This is a genomic window from Bradyrhizobium sp. SZCCT0153 (genome assembly GCF_018129995.1).
GTDB lineage: Bacteria > Pseudomonadota > Alphaproteobacteria > Rhizobiales > Xanthobacteraceae > Bradyrhizobium > Bradyrhizobium japonicum_G.
On record NZ_JAFCKS010000006.1, the window covers coordinates 76331 to 91490 of the forward strand.

Annotated in this window: 15 protein-coding genes; 8 read left to right on the forward strand and 7 right to left on the reverse strand. The window is 64.2% G+C overall.

Annotated features, from left to right (window positions below):
* Positions 1–3: 3 nt before the first annotated feature.
* The 3 genes from JQ572_RS24820 to JQ572_RS24830 all read right to left on the reverse strand — a co-directional run bounded on the left by JQ572_RS24820 (position 4) and on the right by JQ572_RS24830 (position 3696).
* The gene (locus JQ572_RS24820; protein ID WP_211385802.1) at positions 4–2196 is read right to left on the reverse strand and encodes an RNA degradosome polyphosphate kinase; all 2193 of its coding nucleotides are present in this window, start codon (positions 2194–2196) and stop codon (positions 4–6) included.
* Positions 2197–2363: 167 nt separating this feature from the next.
* Positions 2364–3041: a P-loop NTPase family protein gene (locus JQ572_RS24825; RefSeq protein ID WP_211385458.1), complete on the reverse strand. Its 678-nt coding sequence runs from the start codon at positions 3039–3041 to the stop codon at positions 2364–2366.
* A gap of 112 nt (positions 3042–3153) precedes the next feature.
* Positions 3154–3696, reverse strand: a complete 543-nt coding sequence (locus JQ572_RS24830; RefSeq protein ID WP_211385459.1) for a CDP-alcohol phosphatidyltransferase family protein — start codon at positions 3694–3696, stop codon at positions 3154–3156.
* A 154-nt stretch (positions 3697–3850) separates the two neighbouring features.
* On the opposite strand from JQ572_RS24830, the gene purM reads away from it, so the two are divergent.
* Positions 3851–4924 (forward strand): phosphoribosylformylglycinamidine cyclo-ligase, encoded by a 1074-nt coding sequence (gene purM / locus JQ572_RS24835; protein WP_211385460.1) that lies wholly within the window; start codon positions 3851–3853, stop codon positions 4922–4924.
* Entirely contained in the window at positions 4924–5580 is a 657-nt protein-coding gene (purN, locus tag JQ572_RS24840; protein WP_211385461.1) for a phosphoribosylglycinamide formyltransferase, read from the forward strand. The genes purM and purN overlap by 1 nt, the downstream gene beginning before the upstream one ends.
* Positions 5581–5678: 98 nt before the next feature.
* Here purN and JQ572_RS24845 read toward each other — a convergent pair whose 3' ends face one another.
* The gene (locus tag JQ572_RS24845; RefSeq protein ID WP_007591938.1) at positions 5679–5885 is read right to left on the reverse strand and encodes a cold-shock protein; all 207 of its coding nucleotides are present in this window, start codon (positions 5883–5885) and stop codon (positions 5679–5681) included.
* A gap of 378 nt (positions 5886–6263) precedes the next feature.
* Between JQ572_RS24845 and JQ572_RS24850 the strand changes: the two genes are divergently transcribed.
* Positions 6264–7388, forward strand: coding sequence for an autotransporter outer membrane beta-barrel domain-containing protein (locus tag JQ572_RS24850; protein WP_211385462.1), 1125 nt, complete (start codon positions 6264–6266; stop codon positions 7386–7388).
* Positions 7389–7409: 21 nt separating this feature from the next.
* Here JQ572_RS24850 and JQ572_RS24855 read toward each other — a convergent pair whose 3' ends face one another.
* Positions 7410–8450: a LysR family transcriptional regulator gene (locus JQ572_RS24855; protein ID WP_211385463.1), complete on the reverse strand. Its 1041-nt coding sequence runs from the start codon at positions 8448–8450 to the stop codon at positions 7410–7412.
* Between the two features lie 74 nt (positions 8451–8524).
* Between JQ572_RS24855 and JQ572_RS24860 the strand changes: the two genes are divergently transcribed.
* From JQ572_RS24860 to JQ572_RS24880, 5 genes are all read left to right on the forward strand, one after another.
* Positions 8525–9136: a hypothetical protein gene (locus tag JQ572_RS24860; protein WP_211385464.1), complete on the forward strand. Its 612-nt coding sequence runs from the start codon at positions 8525–8527 to the stop codon at positions 9134–9136.
* The gene (locus JQ572_RS24865; protein ID WP_211385465.1) at positions 9123–9743 is read left to right on the forward strand and encodes a GNAT family N-acetyltransferase; all 621 of its coding nucleotides are present in this window, start codon (positions 9123–9125) and stop codon (positions 9741–9743) included. The genes JQ572_RS24860 and JQ572_RS24865 overlap by 14 nt, the downstream gene beginning before the upstream one ends.
* Positions 9744–9767: 24 nt before the next feature.
* Positions 9768–10331 (forward strand): isochorismatase family protein, encoded by a 564-nt coding sequence (locus tag JQ572_RS24870; RefSeq protein WP_211385466.1) that lies wholly within the window; start codon positions 9768–9770, stop codon positions 10329–10331.
* Between the two features lie 30 nt (positions 10332–10361).
* On the forward strand, positions 10362–10532 hold the full coding sequence (locus tag JQ572_RS24875) for a hypothetical protein (protein WP_211385467.1): 171 nt from the start codon (positions 10362–10364) through the stop codon (positions 10530–10532).
* 158 nt (positions 10533–10690) lie between these two features.
* Positions 10691–12073: an aspartate aminotransferase family protein gene (locus tag JQ572_RS24880; protein ID WP_211385468.1), complete on the forward strand. Its 1383-nt coding sequence runs from the start codon at positions 10691–10693 to the stop codon at positions 12071–12073.
* 184 nt (positions 12074–12257) lie between these two features.
* On the opposite strand, the gene rnd is transcribed toward JQ572_RS24880, so the two are convergent.
* Both rnd and JQ572_RS24890 read right to left on the reverse strand, forming a co-directional pair.
* Positions 12258–13409 (reverse strand): ribonuclease D, encoded by a 1152-nt coding sequence (gene rnd, locus JQ572_RS24885; RefSeq protein ID WP_211385469.1) that lies wholly within the window; start codon positions 13407–13409, stop codon positions 12258–12260.
* A 413-nt stretch (positions 13410–13822) separates the two neighbouring features.
* Positions 13823–15157 carry an ABC transporter substrate-binding protein gene (locus JQ572_RS24890; RefSeq protein ID WP_211385470.1) on the reverse strand — a complete coding sequence of 445 codons (1335 nt, stop codon included), beginning with the start codon at positions 15155–15157 and terminating at the stop codon, positions 13823–13825.
* Positions 15158–15160 lie beyond the last annotated feature (3 nt).

Sequence of the window (15160 nt, forward strand, 5' to 3'; positions counted from 1 at the left end):
GGATCAGGATTGATGGCGTTCATTACGGCGCGTGAGGCGGCGCGGCGAGGATTCCTTGAGCGACTTTCCACGGCCAGACAGACTCGGATTTGTCATGAAGTAGTTGTGGACGTTGAAAGGCTCCTCGCCCTTCGCGGTCTTCATACGCGTTGACGACCCGTCCGGCAACAATTGCCAGCTCTGCTCATTGTCCTTGAGGTTCGCGACCATGATCTGTTCTAGAACCTGCTGATGCACCGTGGGATTTTGCAGCGGACACAGCACCTCGACGCGGCGGTCGAGGTTGCGCGGCATCATGTCGGCCGAGGAGATATACACAGCCGCTTTCGCGCTCGGCAGGCCCTGGCCCATGCCAAAGCAGTAGATTCGGCCGTGTTCCAGGAAGCGCCCGATGATCGATTTGACGCGGATGTTCTCCGATAGGCCGGGAATGCCGGGCCGCAGGCAGCAGATGCCGCGCACCACGAGCTCGACCTGCACGCCGGCCTGCGAGGCCTCGTAGAGCGCGTCGATGATGTCGGGGTCGACCAGTGCATTCATCTTCATCCAGACCGCGCCGGTCCGACCGTGCCGCGCATGCGCGGTCTCGCCCTGGATGTGCTCGATGATGCGCTTGCGCAAGGTCAGCGGCGACACCGCCATCTTTTCGAGATCGCTCGGCGCCGCATACCCCGTGATGAAGTTGAACACGCGCGCGGCATCGCGGCCGATGGTCGGATCCGAGGTGAAGTAGGAGAGGTCGGTGTAGATGCGCGCGGTGACGGGGTGATAATTGCCGGTGCCGGTATGGACGTAGGTCGTGAGGCTGCCGCCCTCACGGCGCACCACCATTGAGAGCTTCGCGTGCGTCTTGAGCTCGAGGAAGCCGTAGACGACCTGCACGCCGGCGCGTTCGAGGTCGCGTGCCCAGCGGATGTTGGCCTCCTCGTCGAACCGCGCCTTCAGCTCGATCAGCGCGGTGACGGACTTGCCGGCCTCGGCGGCTTCGGCAAGTGCGCGCACGATCGGCGAGTTGTTGGAGGTGCGGTAGAGCGTCTGCTTGATGGCGACGACGTCGGGGTCGCGCGTCGCCTGCTGGAGGAACTGCACCACGACGTCGAAGGATTCGTAAGGATGATGGACGACGAGGTCCTTCTGCCGGATCGCGGCAAAGATGTCGCCGCCATGCTCGCGCACGCGCTCGGGATGGCGCGGCACGTAAGGGGTGAATTCGAGATCGGGCCGGTCGAGGCGGGTGAGCTGCGAGAGCTCGTTCATGGCCAGCACACCGTCGACCAGGAACACCTCGTCGTCGGCTGCCGACAGCGCATGCTGTACGAAGTTGCGCAGCTCCTCCGGCATCTTGGCGTCGATCTCGAGCCGGATCACGGACCCGCGGCGGCGTCGCTTGAGTGCCGTCTCGAACAGGCGGACGAGATCCTCGGCCTCTTCCTCGATTTCCAGCTCGGAGTCTCGGATGATGCGGAAGGCGCCCTGGCCGTGCAGATTGTAGCCGGGGAACAGGCGGTTGATGAAGAGACCGGTCGCCTGCTCCAGCGAGATCAGGCGCACCACCTTGCCCTCGGTCGGCAGGCGGATGAAGCGGTCGATCTTGCCGGGCATGCGGATCAGCGCGTTCATCTGCTTGCCATCGGCGGCGCGCGTCAGTTGCAGCGCCATGGTGAAGCCGAGGCTCGGGATGAACGGGAAGGGGTGGGCCGGATCGATCGCCAGCGGCGTCAGCAGCGGGAACACGTTGCTGAGGAAATAGTCCTCGATCCAGGTCCGCTCCGCCTTGGTGACCTCCTTGCCGTCGACCAGCGCGATGCCGACGCCGGCGAGCGTGCCGCGCAGGTCGGCCCAGATCGCCTGCTGGTCGGAGGCAAGCTGCGAGACGGTCTGGTTGATGAGAATGAGCTGCTCGGACGGCGTCAGGCCATCGGGGCTGCGCTCGGCAATGCCCTCGCGCACCTGGGCCTTGATGCCGGCGACGCGGACCATGAAGAACTCGTCGAGGTTATTCGCTGAAATCGACAGGAATCGCACCCGCTCCAGCACGGGATGGTTGGGATTGACCGATTCCTCCAGGACCCGGCGGTTGAAATGCAGCCAGGACAGCTCGCGATTGATGAACCGCTCGGGGCTTGATGCGATCACCGGCAGGCCCTCGGCTTCTGGGGCTTTTTCTTTAACTTCAGCAGCTTGCGCAGAGTCCATCAGAAGTCGGTCCATCCAGTTCGCCCCAATTTGCGACTACGCGCAAAACCGGCGGGAGCATGTGTTAGTGCGATGACGTTTCGATGACATTGATGTTCCGCTGCCGCGCCGCGTCAAGCCGCCTTGGTGTCGGAAGGACTTGGCGTCGGGGGTTTTCGCGTCGGAAGTCAGACATCCCGGAGCAGTTCGGCGGCCAAGGCCCGGGTGACCGGGCGACCGAGCCGCAAGGCCTCACTGTCGAGCAGTTCCACGGCCTGCCGGGCGGCGGCCGAAGACCGCTCCAGGCGGGTGGCGAGATAGCTCACCACGCTCTCGTCCACCGCGAGCTGGCGGTCGGCGCAGAACTTGACGATCAGGCCGCGGAAGAGCTGGTCATCGGGCGGCAGCAGCGAGACGACCGGCACGGCGCGCAGGCGCGAGCGCAAGTCGCGGAGCTCGATCTGGAGCGACGCCGGCACCTCGCGTCCAGTGAAGAGGACGTAGGCGCCGTCCTCGCGGGCGAGGTTCATGAGGTGGAACATGGCCCGCTCGTCGAATTCCTTTTCCTTGAGATCCTGGACCACCAGCGCACCGGTGGCGAGCGCCCCCGGAACGGCTTCGGCGGTCAGCCCATTGGCCGCGGTCGAGCGGGCGCCGGCCTCCTCGGCCCATATCGCGGCTAGATGGCTCTTGCCGCTTCCTTCCGGACCGGCCAGCCACATGATCCGGTTCGGCCATTCCGGCCAGGCATCGATAAGGGCAAGACCGGCTTCGTTGGCGGGGCCTTCAAGGAAATTGTCCCGGCTCAGGCTCTCCGCATGCGGAAGCGAAAACGCCAATTGTCGGGGATGAACGCGGCCTGCCACGCTTGCTTTGCTCCGTGCCGGCGCGCCGGCTTCGTTTGAAGAGAATCGACGTAATCGAGCCGGAGTTGGCCTTTTGCGGGGCCGCATCCCGGCTCATCTGGCTTCGATCGTGCTACTTGGCCTCGATCGTGCTCATGTGCCGCAGCCACTCGACGAGGTACAGCGACACCGAGGAGAGCGTGAAGACCGTGACCAGGCCCATCAGGATTATATCATAGGGGCCGGGCTTGAAGCCAAAGGCGAGGGAAGCCAGCACCAACGCAGCGTACGCGACCTGGGCCGCCGTGTTGAGCTTCGACACCTTCGACGGCCTCATCTCGACCGGCTTGTCGAACAGCCAGGAGACGATCACCGCAGTGACGATCATGATGTCGCGCGAGACCACCAGGATCACGATCCAGCGCGGAATGTCGCCCCAGATCCCGAGCGACAGGTAGATTGAGACCAGCAATGCCTTGTCGGCGAGCGGGTCGAGCAGGGCGCCGAGTTCGCTCGTCATGTTGAAGCGCTTGGCAAGGAAGCCGTCGACCGCATCGCTGATACCAGCGATCAGGAAGACGGCGAATGCCACCTCCCTTTGGCTCGACACGATGGCCCATACGATGATCGGGACCAGCATGATGCGGCCCAGGGTAATGATGTTCGGAATACTCACGCGGCGCTTCCCGGCACCCGGCCTGACCTCGAATCCAGCCCTTTAGAAGGCTGAACCCGTTGATATCTACATAGTATCGCGCTGGGCGCCATGCGAGCCATTGCGCGTCCCCTGAATTCGACGTAACCAGCCGCAAACCCACTGGAAATCGGGCATGACCGACCGCAAAAACGGCCTCACCTACGCCGATTCAGGCGTCGATATCGATGCGGGCAACCGCCTGGTCGACCTGATCAAGCCGATGGTGCGCGCCACCGCACGGCCCGGCGCCGATGCCGAAATCGGTGGATTTGGCGGCCTGTTCGACCTCAAGGCGGCCGGTTTCAAGGACCCGGTCCTGGTCGCCGCCACCGACGGCGTCGGCACCAAGGTCAAGATCGCGATCGAGACCGGCCTGCATGGCGGCATCGGCATCGACCTCGTCGCCATGAGCGTCAACGACCTCGTGGTGCAGGGCGCCGAACCGCTGTTCTTCCTGGACTATTTTGCCTGCGGCAAACTCGATCCGGAGGCGACCGCGTCGATCGTCGCCGGCGTCGCCGAAGGCTGCCGCGAATCCGGCTGTGCCCTGATCGGCGGCGAGACCGCCGAGATGCCCGGCCTCTACAAGGACGGCGACTACGACCTCGGCGGCTTTGCCGTCGGCGCGGCGGAGCGCGGCACGCTGCTGCCGCGCAAGGACATCGCCGCGGGCGATGCCGTGATCGGCCTCGCATCGTCGGGCGTGCACTCCAACGGCTTCTCACTGGTGCGCAAGATCGTGGAACAGTCCGGCCTCGGCTTCGCGGCGCAGGCGCCGTTCGCCCCGGTCATGACGCTCGGCGGCGCGCTGCTGACGCCGACGCGGCTCTACGTCAAATCCTGCCTGCGCGCGATCCGCGAGACCGGCGCGGTGAAGGGGCTTGCCCATATCACCGGCGGCGGGTTCACCGACAACATTCCGCGCGTGCTGCCGCAGCACCTCGGCGTCGGCATCGATCTCGCGCGCCTGCCGGTGCTGCCGGTGTTCAAATGGCTGGCCGCGCAGGCCGGTATCGCCGAGCTCGAAATGCTGCGCACATTCAACTGCGGCATCGGCATGATCGCGATCGTCGAGCCCGACAAGGTCGACGAGGTGATGCAGGTCTTCACCGATGCGGGCGAGACGGTCGTGCAACTCGGCACCGTGATTCCGGCCGAGGGCGAGCACCGCGTCGTCTATAACGGCCATCTCGATCTGGCGCTGTGATGAAGCGCCGCGTCGCCATCCTGATCTCCGGTCGCGGCTCCAACATGGCCGCGCTGATCAAGGGCGCGGCCGCGCCGGATTTCCCGGCCGAGATTTCGCTGGTGATCTCGAACAAGGCCGACGCACTCGGGCTCGAAAGGGCAAAGGCGAGCGGTGTCAAGACGCTGGTGATCGAGAGCAAGCCGTTCGGCAAGGACCGTGCAGGCTTCGAGGCGGTGCTGCAGGCGGCGCTCGACCAGCACGGCATCGAGCTGATCTGTCTCGGCGGCTTCATGCGCCTGTTTACGGCTGAGTTCACCAGGGCCTGGTACGGGCGGATGCTCAACATCCATCCCTCGCTGCTGCCGTCGTTCCCTGGCCTCGACCCGCACGGCCAGGCCTTGCGCGCCGGTGTCAAACTGTCCGGCGCGACAGTGCATTTCGTGATCCCCGAGACCGACGCCGGCCCGATCGTGATGCAGGGGGCGGTGCCTGTGAGCGACAACGATACCGGGGCCACGCTGTCGGAGCGGATCCTCGAAGTCGAGCACCGCATCTATCCCGAAGCGCTGCGGCTGCTCGCAACCGGAAAGGTCCGGATCGAAGGCGACGTCTGCAAGACAACCGGGAGCGGGCCGTCGGAGAATTTTTTGATCGCGCCCGCCGTGACGAGCTGAAGCGCCGCACCAGACGCCTGGCTTTGTCGCCGAAAATAAAAATCCCCCGGCAGAGCCGGGGGCAACGTCATGATCTCTCGCGTCTGGCCTGAGAGAAATCAGGAGACCTTGAGGTTCTCCGCGGATGCCTTGCCGCGGTTCTCCACGAGGTCGTATTCAACCACCTGGTTCTCGTTGAGGGTGGAGAGTCCGGCGCGCTCGACGGCGGAGATGTGGACGAAGACGTCCTTGTCACTGCCGTTCGGCTTGATGAACCCATAGCCCTTGGTCGGGTTGAACCATTTGACGGTGCCCTTTTGCGGCATCCTCAGTCTCCTCCGCTAGATACAAAAACGACGCGGCCGCTTTTCGCGTGCCACGCCACAAACGGGCTTCCGGAAGTCTGTTCGAGTCTTGAGTCTCAATGTCACGAAACGCACAGTCGAGCGGCCAATTCCGATTGTGTCCGATATTGCAACATGAAAATCGCCCGTTAGCAAGCCGCGCGCGAATTTCAAGTCCAGGCCGGCAGTCTCCTTCTGCAATTTGTGACCTGTGGCAGCGGAACCACAATCGAGGCAATAGCCTCGGCCATAGCGCGCCAACCGGTTGACCCTTCGTGGCAGTTCGGCACAAATCGCCGCACCTGCCGCGGATCGTGTTGCATTTTTGCGGGCCGCCATTTTGCTTCGGGATTTGTCGTCATGAGCTGCCAATCGCGGTCCTCCGGGACACGGCAGGCGACCGGGTTGGACCGCGTCCGGCGGGTTGCGATTGCGATGGCCGTTGCGTTCGTCGCGATGATGTCGGCGGCCACGTCAGGCTTTGCTCAGAGCCCGACGCCCACGCCGACGCCCACGCCAATTCCGTCGCCGACTCCCATTCCGGTGCCGACTACCGCCACGCTCGATCTCGGCTCGAATTTCCTCGAGCGGCTCGGCAACCAGTCATCTGGCGGCGTCAACCGGGCGTTTCGCACCAATCCCGGCGGCGGTGGTGCGTCGGCGAGCACGGAAGACCCGCGCTACCGCACCTGGTTCGAGGGCTACGGCATCTCGGTCCGGACGGATGCGGAAGGAGACTTCGTCGGCGACAAGCGCAAGACGTTCGGCGGCGTCGCCGGGTTTGGTGCGCGGGTCGCGCCGGGTGTCAATCTCGGCTTCTCGATCGATCAGAGCCATACCGACATCGACGTGCCGCTGGCGCTCCAGTCGGCGACGCTCGACCTGACGCAACTCGGTTTCAGCGGCTCGGTCGACAAGGGCCCGTGGACCTGGGCCTTCGCGGTGGTGCACGGTTTCGGCAAGGTCCGTTCGAGCCGGGACACCGGCTTTGGCCTCGCAACCGCGGGCTATCGCGCCGCAGTCGACGGCGCGCTGACCGAGATCAGCTATTACTGGACCAAGGACCAGATGCGAATCGTGCCCAAGGGCGCTCTAGAATATGTCCACGCCACCGGCGCGGCGTTCCAGGAGGCCGGTGGCCTCGATCCCCTCAATGTCGGCTCAACCGCGCTCTCGCGTGCGCGCGTCATGATCGGGGCAGAGATCGGACGCTACTTTATCTTCGACCAGAAGATCCTCGACCTGTCCGCCTACGGCAAGTTCGTCGACAATTTCTACCAGAACCTGGGATCGGTGCAGGTCAGCCTCGGCACCCAGAGCATCGTCGTGCCCGGCATCGGCGAGAGCCGCTACGGCATGGATGCCGGGGCCTCGGCCTCGCTCAGCCTGACCAACACTGCGCGGCTCTACGTCAATTACGACGTCAAGTTCCGCAACGAGCTGACGTCGCACCAGGGCACGGTCGGATTCGAATATCGGTGGTGAGGGGCGACCCGCTCTCGTCCCCTAGGTCGGCGTTGCCGCGATGTAGCCCGTCAATCCAAAACCCTCGCGCGCGGCCGTCATCATCGGCACCAGCGCGTTCGGATGGATGAACTCGTCGCGGAAGCAGGGATGGGTCCTGGGATCGAAGATCTTCTTCAGCCAATCGACCACGATCTTGTGGCGCTCGGAGGCGCGGAACTCCTTGTGGTAGGTGAGCCAGAGATCGGCGTGATGACTGACGCCGAGATCGACGGCGACAAGCGGGGCGCCGAGCGCGATCGAGACGGTCGGCAGAAAGCCGATACCGGCGCCGCGCTCCACTGCATAGAGCACGCCGACCGAGGAGTTGGTCTTGATCCCGACGATGCCCTCGAGCGATTTCAGCCCGAGCACGCGGGCGTAGGCGCCGTCGTCGACCTGCGGCGCGCTCTGCTTGATGATGCGGTGATTCTTCAGCTCGGCCAGGCTCGTCGGCACGCCGTAGAGGTCTTCGTACTCCTTGGAGGCGAAGGGATAGATGTGCAGACGGCCGAGCTTGGTAACGATCAGGTCGGGATTGGTCGGCGGCTCGAGCTGGATCGCGATATCGGATTCGAGCCGTGCGACGTCGGCCTGCTCCATCGCGCAGCGCAGGTCGACAGTGATCTTGCGATAGGTCTTCTGGAAGTCGATCAGTCGCGGCAGGATCCAGAAATTGCCGGGACCTTCGGTGACCGCCACGCGCACGGTGCCCGACGTATCGTTCGACGATCGCGAGGCGCGCCGGAAGACGTTGAAGGCATGACGCTCCATGTGCGCGACGTCGGCAATCATCGCGCTGCCTTCGTCACTGAGTGTGAGCCCGCTCTGGTCGCGCAGGAACAGCTTGCAGTCGATGCTCTCCTCGAGCCGGTCGATCCTGCGCATCAGGGTGGTGGAGGTGAGCCCGAGCTCCTCGGCGGCGTTACGGAAGCTTTTATATTTTGCGCAAGCTAAAAACAATTTCAAATCGTCCCAGGACGCATCCAGGGTTTCTTCACGGTGCTGCATCATAGCAGCACCCCGGTGCAATAACTGCTGCATACGCCAAATCCCCAGCCGCTAAGCTCTACATAGCGGGGTACGAAAGCCGCGAACGATAGAGGGGCGATCTGGGTATGGAAAGGGGCTCGTTTGCCGCAAGGCATGATTTCGACGCGTTGCCGCTCAGTCCGGATGTCGATGTCCGCGGCGCACAATTTTCCGAAATTGCGGAGCTTTCCGAGATGGCGCGCCGGCTGGTGCCCGGCGTGCAGATCGGGACGGCGGAGCTTGCAAGATACTTCACCTTTGATCCTCAGAGCATCCTGGCTTTCAGCCGGAACGGCCGTCTGCTCGGCGGCATGGCCTTCCTCTTTCTCAACGACCGCGGCCACGACGCGCTGCTGCTCGACGAGATCTGCCTCACCGCACCCGAGACGCACTATCTCGCCTCTGCCGGCGAGGAGGTTTCCGCCATCTACATCTGGGCGATCGCCGCGACGGGGCGCGGTATCGCCGGTCTCGGCAAGGCCGCGGCTCATCTGCGACAGCTAAGATTTCGCAACGCGGATTGCTATGCGCAGCCGTCAACCGTGGCCGGACGTGACATCATGAGGGCGACCGGTTTCGAGCCTGTTCCGAGCTTCCAGCCCGACCTCTGGTGCTACGAGCGGCCCTGGCATCGACAGCCGATGCGCATGCCCGGCGCGATCATCCAAGCAGGGAGTTTTGCAGATGCACGGTACTAGAATTCCTCTCGCGAAGCCCGATTCCCGCGCCATCACCATCCGCCTCGCGCGCGATCTCAGCGATCTCATGCTGGTCACCTCAATCCGCTCAGCGGTCTATCTCGCCGAGCAGGATTGCCCGTTCGACGAGGAGTTCGACGGCAACGACATGGTCGCCGCGCATTTCATCGGCTATGTCGGCAACGAGCCTGCGGGCTGCCTGCGGGTGCGGTTCTTCGGCGATTTCGCCAAGGTGGAGCGGCTCGCGGTGCGGCACCAATATCGGCGCTCGCGCGTCTCGTTCAAGCTGGTGCAGGCGAGCGTCGACTATGTGAAGCGCAAGGGCTTTCGCAAGATCTACGGCCAGGCGCAGGACCGGCTGGTCGATTTCTGGGCTCATTTCGGCGCCAAGCCGCTGGGCCATAACCGAAAGATCACATTCTCCGACTTCTCCTACACGGAGATGCTGCTGGAGATCGAACCGGGACCGGACGCCATCACGCTGGACAGCGATCCCTACGTGATCATCCGTCCCGAGGGCGATTGGGACCGGCCCGGCGTGCTCGACGCCTCGGCAGGGCGGGTGGTGACCTCGCCGCTGCGAGACCTCGCGCTCGCCGACCGCTGAAACCGTGCAGCTGCGCGCAAGACCATGCTGGCTTCCATCTCCGACGATCCGCCGATCCTGGTCTGCGCGGATCTCCAGGTCGAATATCTGACCCCTGGGCGTCGCCACGTCATTCTCGACGGCGATGCCGCCACGGCGCGTTGCGTGGAACTGCTGACGCTGTGGCGCGACAATCTCTGGCCGGTGATGCATCTGAAGCGCATCGCGCAGGCGGCCTGGTTCAATCCGGCATCCAGGCTGACCGATTGGATCGCGGAGGCGAAGCCGCGGCCGGGAGAAATGACGTTCGAGCACCCGCTGCCGTCGGCCTACAGTTCGGCAAGGTTTGTGGACTACATGTCCAATATCCGCAATGTCCGCTGCGTGCTCGCGGGCTTTTCCCTGGACGAGACCATCCTGGCCACTGCCATTGACGGGTTTCATCGCAGCCATCGCTACCAGATGGTCGCCGATGCCGTGGCCTGCCGGCAGCCGGGGACGGCCGATGCGGCCGCCTACAAGCATGCGGTAGTGAATGTCATCGGGAATTTTGCTACAATCCAGTCCAGCGCCGAACTGATCAGAACCAGCGGCGCCGTTGCGGTGTAGGCGGCCGCGATCGGCGGATAGGATGAGGCATTGTCACGGGGAGACGAGCTCAAAGAGCTGACGAGCGAGCTGTCGCATGCCGCCGAGACGGCGCAGCGGCTTGGTCTGCCCACGACGCTGTATCTGCTTTCGATGGCTCTGGTGGAGGTGCGGGAGGCCACTGCCGCCGACCGCGACGGAGACGATGACGGCGCGGCGTGACAGCTGCCCGATGCGCGGCTTTGTGCAACGCTGCTGAGCGCTTGCTGCCGACGAATTGGCGTTGCAAGTTCTGCGCTGTCGCAATAGCCAAGGAGTCTGATCATCGAGTGATGACGCTGGCCGGGCCGGCGACGTGACGCTTTCAAGGATTCCCGCAAATGTCCATGCTGCCCAATTCGCAAGAGGCCCGGGATGTGGCCTATCAGCTCCATCCCTACACGAACGCGCGCGCGCATCAGCAGGCCGGTCCCCTAGTGATCGAACGCGGCGAAGGCCCTTACGTGTTCGACGCCTCGGGCAAGCGTTATTTCGAGGCGATGGCGGGCCTGTGGAGCGTCGGGCTCGGCTTCAACGAGAAGCGTCTCGTCGAGGCCGCGCACAAGCAGATGCAGGCACTGCCGTTCTATCACACGTTTTCCGCCAAATCGCACGGGCCCTCGATCGACCTCGCCGAGAAGCTGGTCGCACTCGCGCCGGTGCCGATGAGCAAGGTGTTCTTCACCAATTCCGGCTCGGAAGCCAACGACACCGTCCTGAAGCTGATCGCCTACCGCTCCAACGCGCTCGGCCAGCCGCAGCGCAAGAAGGTGATCAGCCGGATGCGCGCCTATCACGGTGTCACCATCGCGTCCGCCAGCCTCACCGGCCTGCCGAACAACCACCGCTCGTTCGACCTGCCGCTGCCGAACATCCTGCATACGGGCTCGCCGCATTTCTACAAGGACGGCGCGCCGGGCGAGAGCGAGGAAGCTTTTGCAACGCGCCGGGCCGAGGAGCTCGATGCGCTGATCCAGAAGGAAGGGCCGGATACGATCGCGGCGTTCTTCGGCGAGCCGGTGATGGGTGCGGGCGGCGTCATCGTGCCGCCGGCGACCTATTGGGACAAGATCCAGAAGGTCCTGAACAAGTACGACATCCTGCTGGTCGCCGACGAGGTGATCTGCGGCTTCGGCCGCACTGGCAAGATGTTCGGCTGCGAGACCTATGGCATCAAGCCCGATGCGATCGTGGTCTCCAAGCAGATCACCTCGAGCTATTTCCCGCTGTCGGCGATCATCATGAACGACCGCATGTTCGAGCCGATCGCGGACGAGAGCAACAAGATCGGCGTGCTCGGCCATGGCTTCACCGCGGGCGGCCATCCGGTCGGCTCGGCGATTGCGCTCGAGAATTTGAAGATCATCGAGGAGCGCGGCCTGGTCGCGCATGCCGCCGAACTCGGCGGCTACATGCAGGGCAAACTGCGCGAGCTCACCAGCCATCCGCTGGTCGGCGAGGTCCGCGGCGTCGGCATGATCGCGGCGCTCGAGCTGGTGCTCGACAAGCAACGCAAGACCGCCGCGGCAACGCCAGGCGCCGTCGGCGGCATGGCGAGCCGCATGCTGCAGGAGCGGGGCGTGATCTCGCGCAACATGCTCGATGCCATCGCCATCTGCCCCCCGCTGATCGTGACCAAGGCCCAGGTCGACGAGCTGATCGCCGCGATCGCAGGTGTGCTGGATGACATGAAGGGCGAGGTGGCGAAGCTGCCGCCGGCTTAAAGCGGGTCCAACTCCATCACCGTCACCCTGAGGTGCTCGCTTCTTCGGCGATCCTCGAAGGGTGACGGCCCGACTGTAGCAGAGGGGGGCGTTCACCCTTCGAGGCTCGCCGTGCGACGCTTCGCACGCCTCGCACCTCAGGATGACGGTGTGGCAGTTATTCCGCGTCGATAGTTAGCGAGGCCTATTCCGCCCGCTGCACCCCGACCACACGGCCCTTTTCGATCGCCAGCGCCAGCTCGCCGCGCTTCAGCTTCAGCGCGGCGTCACCGAACAGCTCACGGCGCCAGCCGCGTAGCGCCGGCACGTCGGCCTCGTCATCGGCCGCGATCTCCTCGAGATCGTCGACTGTGGCGATCACCTTGCTGGCGACCGCATGGCGCTCCGCGGTCATGCGCAGCAAGACCTTCAAGAGCTCGACGATCGCGGCGCCGTTGTTGTTGTTGCGCGGCTTTTCCAGCTTCGGCAGCGTGGCGTGATCCCGCGCCAAGCCGCGCTCGACCGCAGCGACGATGTCCGCGCCCCATTTGGATTTCTCAAAACCCTTCGGCACCGAGCGCAGATGGGCGAGTTTCTCCAGCGTGTTCGGCGCGTGGGTCGCGATGTCGCTGATGGCCTCGTCCCGAAGCACGCGGCCGCGCGGCACGTCGCGGCTCTGCGCTTCCTGCTCGCGCCAGGCGGCGACCTCCATCAGGACCGCGAGGTCCTTGGGCTTGCGCACCCGCGTCTTGAGCCGTTCCCAGGCGCGCTCGGGGTGGAAGTCGTAGGTCTTGGGCGAGGTCAGGACCTCCATCTCGATCGAGACCCATTCGCTGCGGCGGCGCTTCTTGAGGTCGGCATCGAGCGCCGCGAACACGTCGCGCAAATGCGTGACGTCGGACACTGCGTAATGCATCTGCTCCTTGGTCAGCGGCCGGCGCGACCAGTCGGTGAAACGGTGGGTCTTGTCCGGGCGGTGGCCGGTGACCTTCTCGACCAGCGCGTCATAGGCGATGCTGTCGCCGTAGCCGAGCACCATGGCCGCGACCTGGGTGTCGAACACCGGATGCGGGATGATGCTCGCCTGGTGCCAGATGATCTCGATGTCCTGCCGGGCGGCGTGAAACACCTTCAGCACGCTCTCGTTGCCCATCAGCTCGAAGAACGGTTTGAGGTCGATGCCCTCGGCGAGGGTGTCGATGACGATGGCTTCCTCGGCGCTGGCCATCTGCACCACGCACAGCAGCGGGTAGTAGGTGGTCTCGCGCAGGAACTCGGTATCGACGGTAATGACGGGGTGCTTGGCCAGCCGGCTGCAGGCAGCCGCAAGGTCAGCGGTGGTGGTAATCAAATCCATGAACGGCCCATGACACGTACATCAGCCGTTCTGCCGAAAGCGCTGTGATGTCAAGGGGGTTGGAGCGAATTCGAGCCTTGCATTTGGGACGGAATCGCTCGGATCGGCAAAATTCCTACTCGTAACGCACTCGCTGCGAGGATTTGCGGGCGCAGGGCAGCGCCACCACGAGCACGCACATGGCGACCAGAGCCAGTCCCAGGAACTCGAAAACCAACAGATCCACGGCAAAAATCCCCCAGAAACATTGCTAAACTTGTCTGGCGCGAATTGAGGGTCTGTTAATTCTCGTGGTTACCGGCGGTGCGCCGGGCCGGATGGTGGACGCGGGGTTAACGCGCCCGGGCTACTCAAAACGAATTCGGCGCCCCGCATGACGGAGCGCCGATGTTCGTTTGCCGTTGGAGGCGGCCTTACGGCAGCTTCAGCGACGTCTCCGCGTTGTACGGCTTCAGCGTCTCTTCAGCGGCCTTCTGGGCGGCGACGAGGGCCTCCTTCGGCTGTTTCTTGCCGTTGAGAACCAGCATGACCTCGTCTTCGAGGTTCTTGCGCACCGGGACGGTCTTGTAGGTCGCGAACCAGGGTTTTGCGACGTCGAGCTGCTCGACGGCGGTCTTGGCGTCCGGGTTCTTGCTCAGGAACTCGACCATGTCGGGCGTCTTGTAGGCAGCCATGTTGGGCGCGAAATAGCCGGTGGCGCGGCTCCACCAGGCGCTCTTCTCGGGCGAGGTCATCCACTTGATCAGCGTCCAGGCCGCCTTCTGCTTGTCGGCCTCGAGCCCTGCCGGAATGATCAGCGAAGCGCCGCCGATCGGCACGGCGTTGCGGACGTTGCGCGGGATGAACGCGACCTTGTAGTTGAACTTGGCGTTGTCGCGCACATAGGTCAGCGAGCCCGTGGAGAGCATCATCATCGCGGCATTGCCGGAGATGAAGGAGGTGCTGACGGCCGGGCCGGGGGTGGCGCCGGGCGGGTGGACCTTGTGCTTGTAGACGAGGTCGTTCCACCAGGAGAGCGCGCCAAGCATCGAGGGCGTGTCGTAATAGACCTCGCCGCCGAATTCCTCGTTGTAGTAGCGCCCGCCATTGGACATGGTGAGCGTTTCCATCATCCAGCCGCAATAGTCGTAGGCGCAGGGGATCGCGATGCCCCAGCGGGTCACCTTGTCGCCCTCGCGCTTGGTGAGCTTCTTGGCCCAGTCGGTGAGCTCGGCCCAGGTTTGCGGCGGCTTGTTCGGGTCGAGGCCGACTTCCTTGGCCTGGTCGGCATTGATGTAGAGCAGCGGCGTCGAGTTCTGGAAGGGCACGCCGTAGACGGAGCGATTGATCACCGCGTTGCCCTGGAGCGCGGGAAAGAACTGGCCGAGGAACTGGTCCTTGGTGGTGCCGTCGGCCTTGATGAGGGGATCGAGATTGGTGAGCTCGTTCTCGATCTGCATGTCGAGCAGGAAGTTCGCCGACATGATCACGGCAGCCGGCGGCTTGCCGGCCTTGATCGAGGCGCGCGTCTTGATCAACGTGTCGTCATAGGAGCCGGTGTAGACGGCGGTCGCCTTGATGTCGGGATGACCCTCGTTGAACTCCTTGATCAAGGTGCCCATGTCGCGGGCGAGCTTGCCGTCGACGGGGACGGGGAAGAACAAATCGATCTCGGTCGGACCTTCGCCGGCGAGTGCTGGGAAGGAGAGGGCGCCTGCCATAGTGCCTGCGATGGCGAGGCCGAGCATGAGCCTGCGGGAAAACAGCATCGG

Excerpts from the sequence above, each read along its gene's own strand:
- purM (WP_211385460.1), top strand. The coding sequence starts at position 3,851 with ATGACCGACCGCAAAAACGGCCTCACCTACGCCGATTCAGGCGTCGAT.
- JQ572_RS24865 (WP_211385465.1), top strand. The coding sequence starts at position 9,123 with ATGCACGGTACTAGAATTCCTCTCGCGAAGCCCGATTCCCGCGCCATC.
- JQ572_RS24860 (WP_211385464.1), top strand. The coding sequence starts at position 8,525 with ATGGAAAGGGGCTCGTTTGCCGCAAGGCATGATTTCGACGCGTTGCCG.
- JQ572_RS24890 (WP_211385470.1), bottom strand. The coding sequence starts at position 15,157 with ATGCTGTTTTCCCGCAGGCTCATGCTCGGCCTCGCCATCGCAGGCACT.
- purN (WP_211385461.1), top strand. The coding sequence starts at position 4,924 with ATGAAGCGCCGCGTCGCCATCCTGATCTCCGGTCGCGGCTCCAACATG.
- JQ572_RS24845 (WP_007591938.1), bottom strand. The coding sequence starts at position 5,885 with ATGCCGCAAAAGGGCACCGTCAAATGGTTCAACCCGACCAAGGGCTAT.
- JQ572_RS24850 (WP_211385462.1), top strand. The coding sequence starts at position 6,264 with ATGAGCTGCCAATCGCGGTCCTCCGGGACACGGCAGGCGACCGGGTTG.
- JQ572_RS24870 (WP_211385466.1), top strand. The coding sequence starts at position 9,768 with ATGCTGGCTTCCATCTCCGACGATCCGCCGATCCTGGTCTGCGCGGAT.
- JQ572_RS24855 (WP_211385463.1), bottom strand. The coding sequence starts at position 8,450 with ATGCAGCAGTTATTGCACCGGGGTGCTGCTATGATGCAGCACCGTGAA.
- rnd (WP_211385469.1), bottom strand. The coding sequence starts at position 13,409 with ATGGATTTGATTACCACCACCGCTGACCTTGCGGCTGCCTGCAGCCGG.
- JQ572_RS24820 (WP_211385802.1), bottom strand. The coding sequence starts at position 2,196 with ATGGACTCTGCGCAAGCTGCTGAAGTTAAAGAAAAAGCCCCAGAAGCC.
- JQ572_RS24880 (WP_211385468.1), top strand. The coding sequence starts at position 10,691 with ATGTCCATGCTGCCCAATTCGCAAGAGGCCCGGGATGTGGCCTATCAG.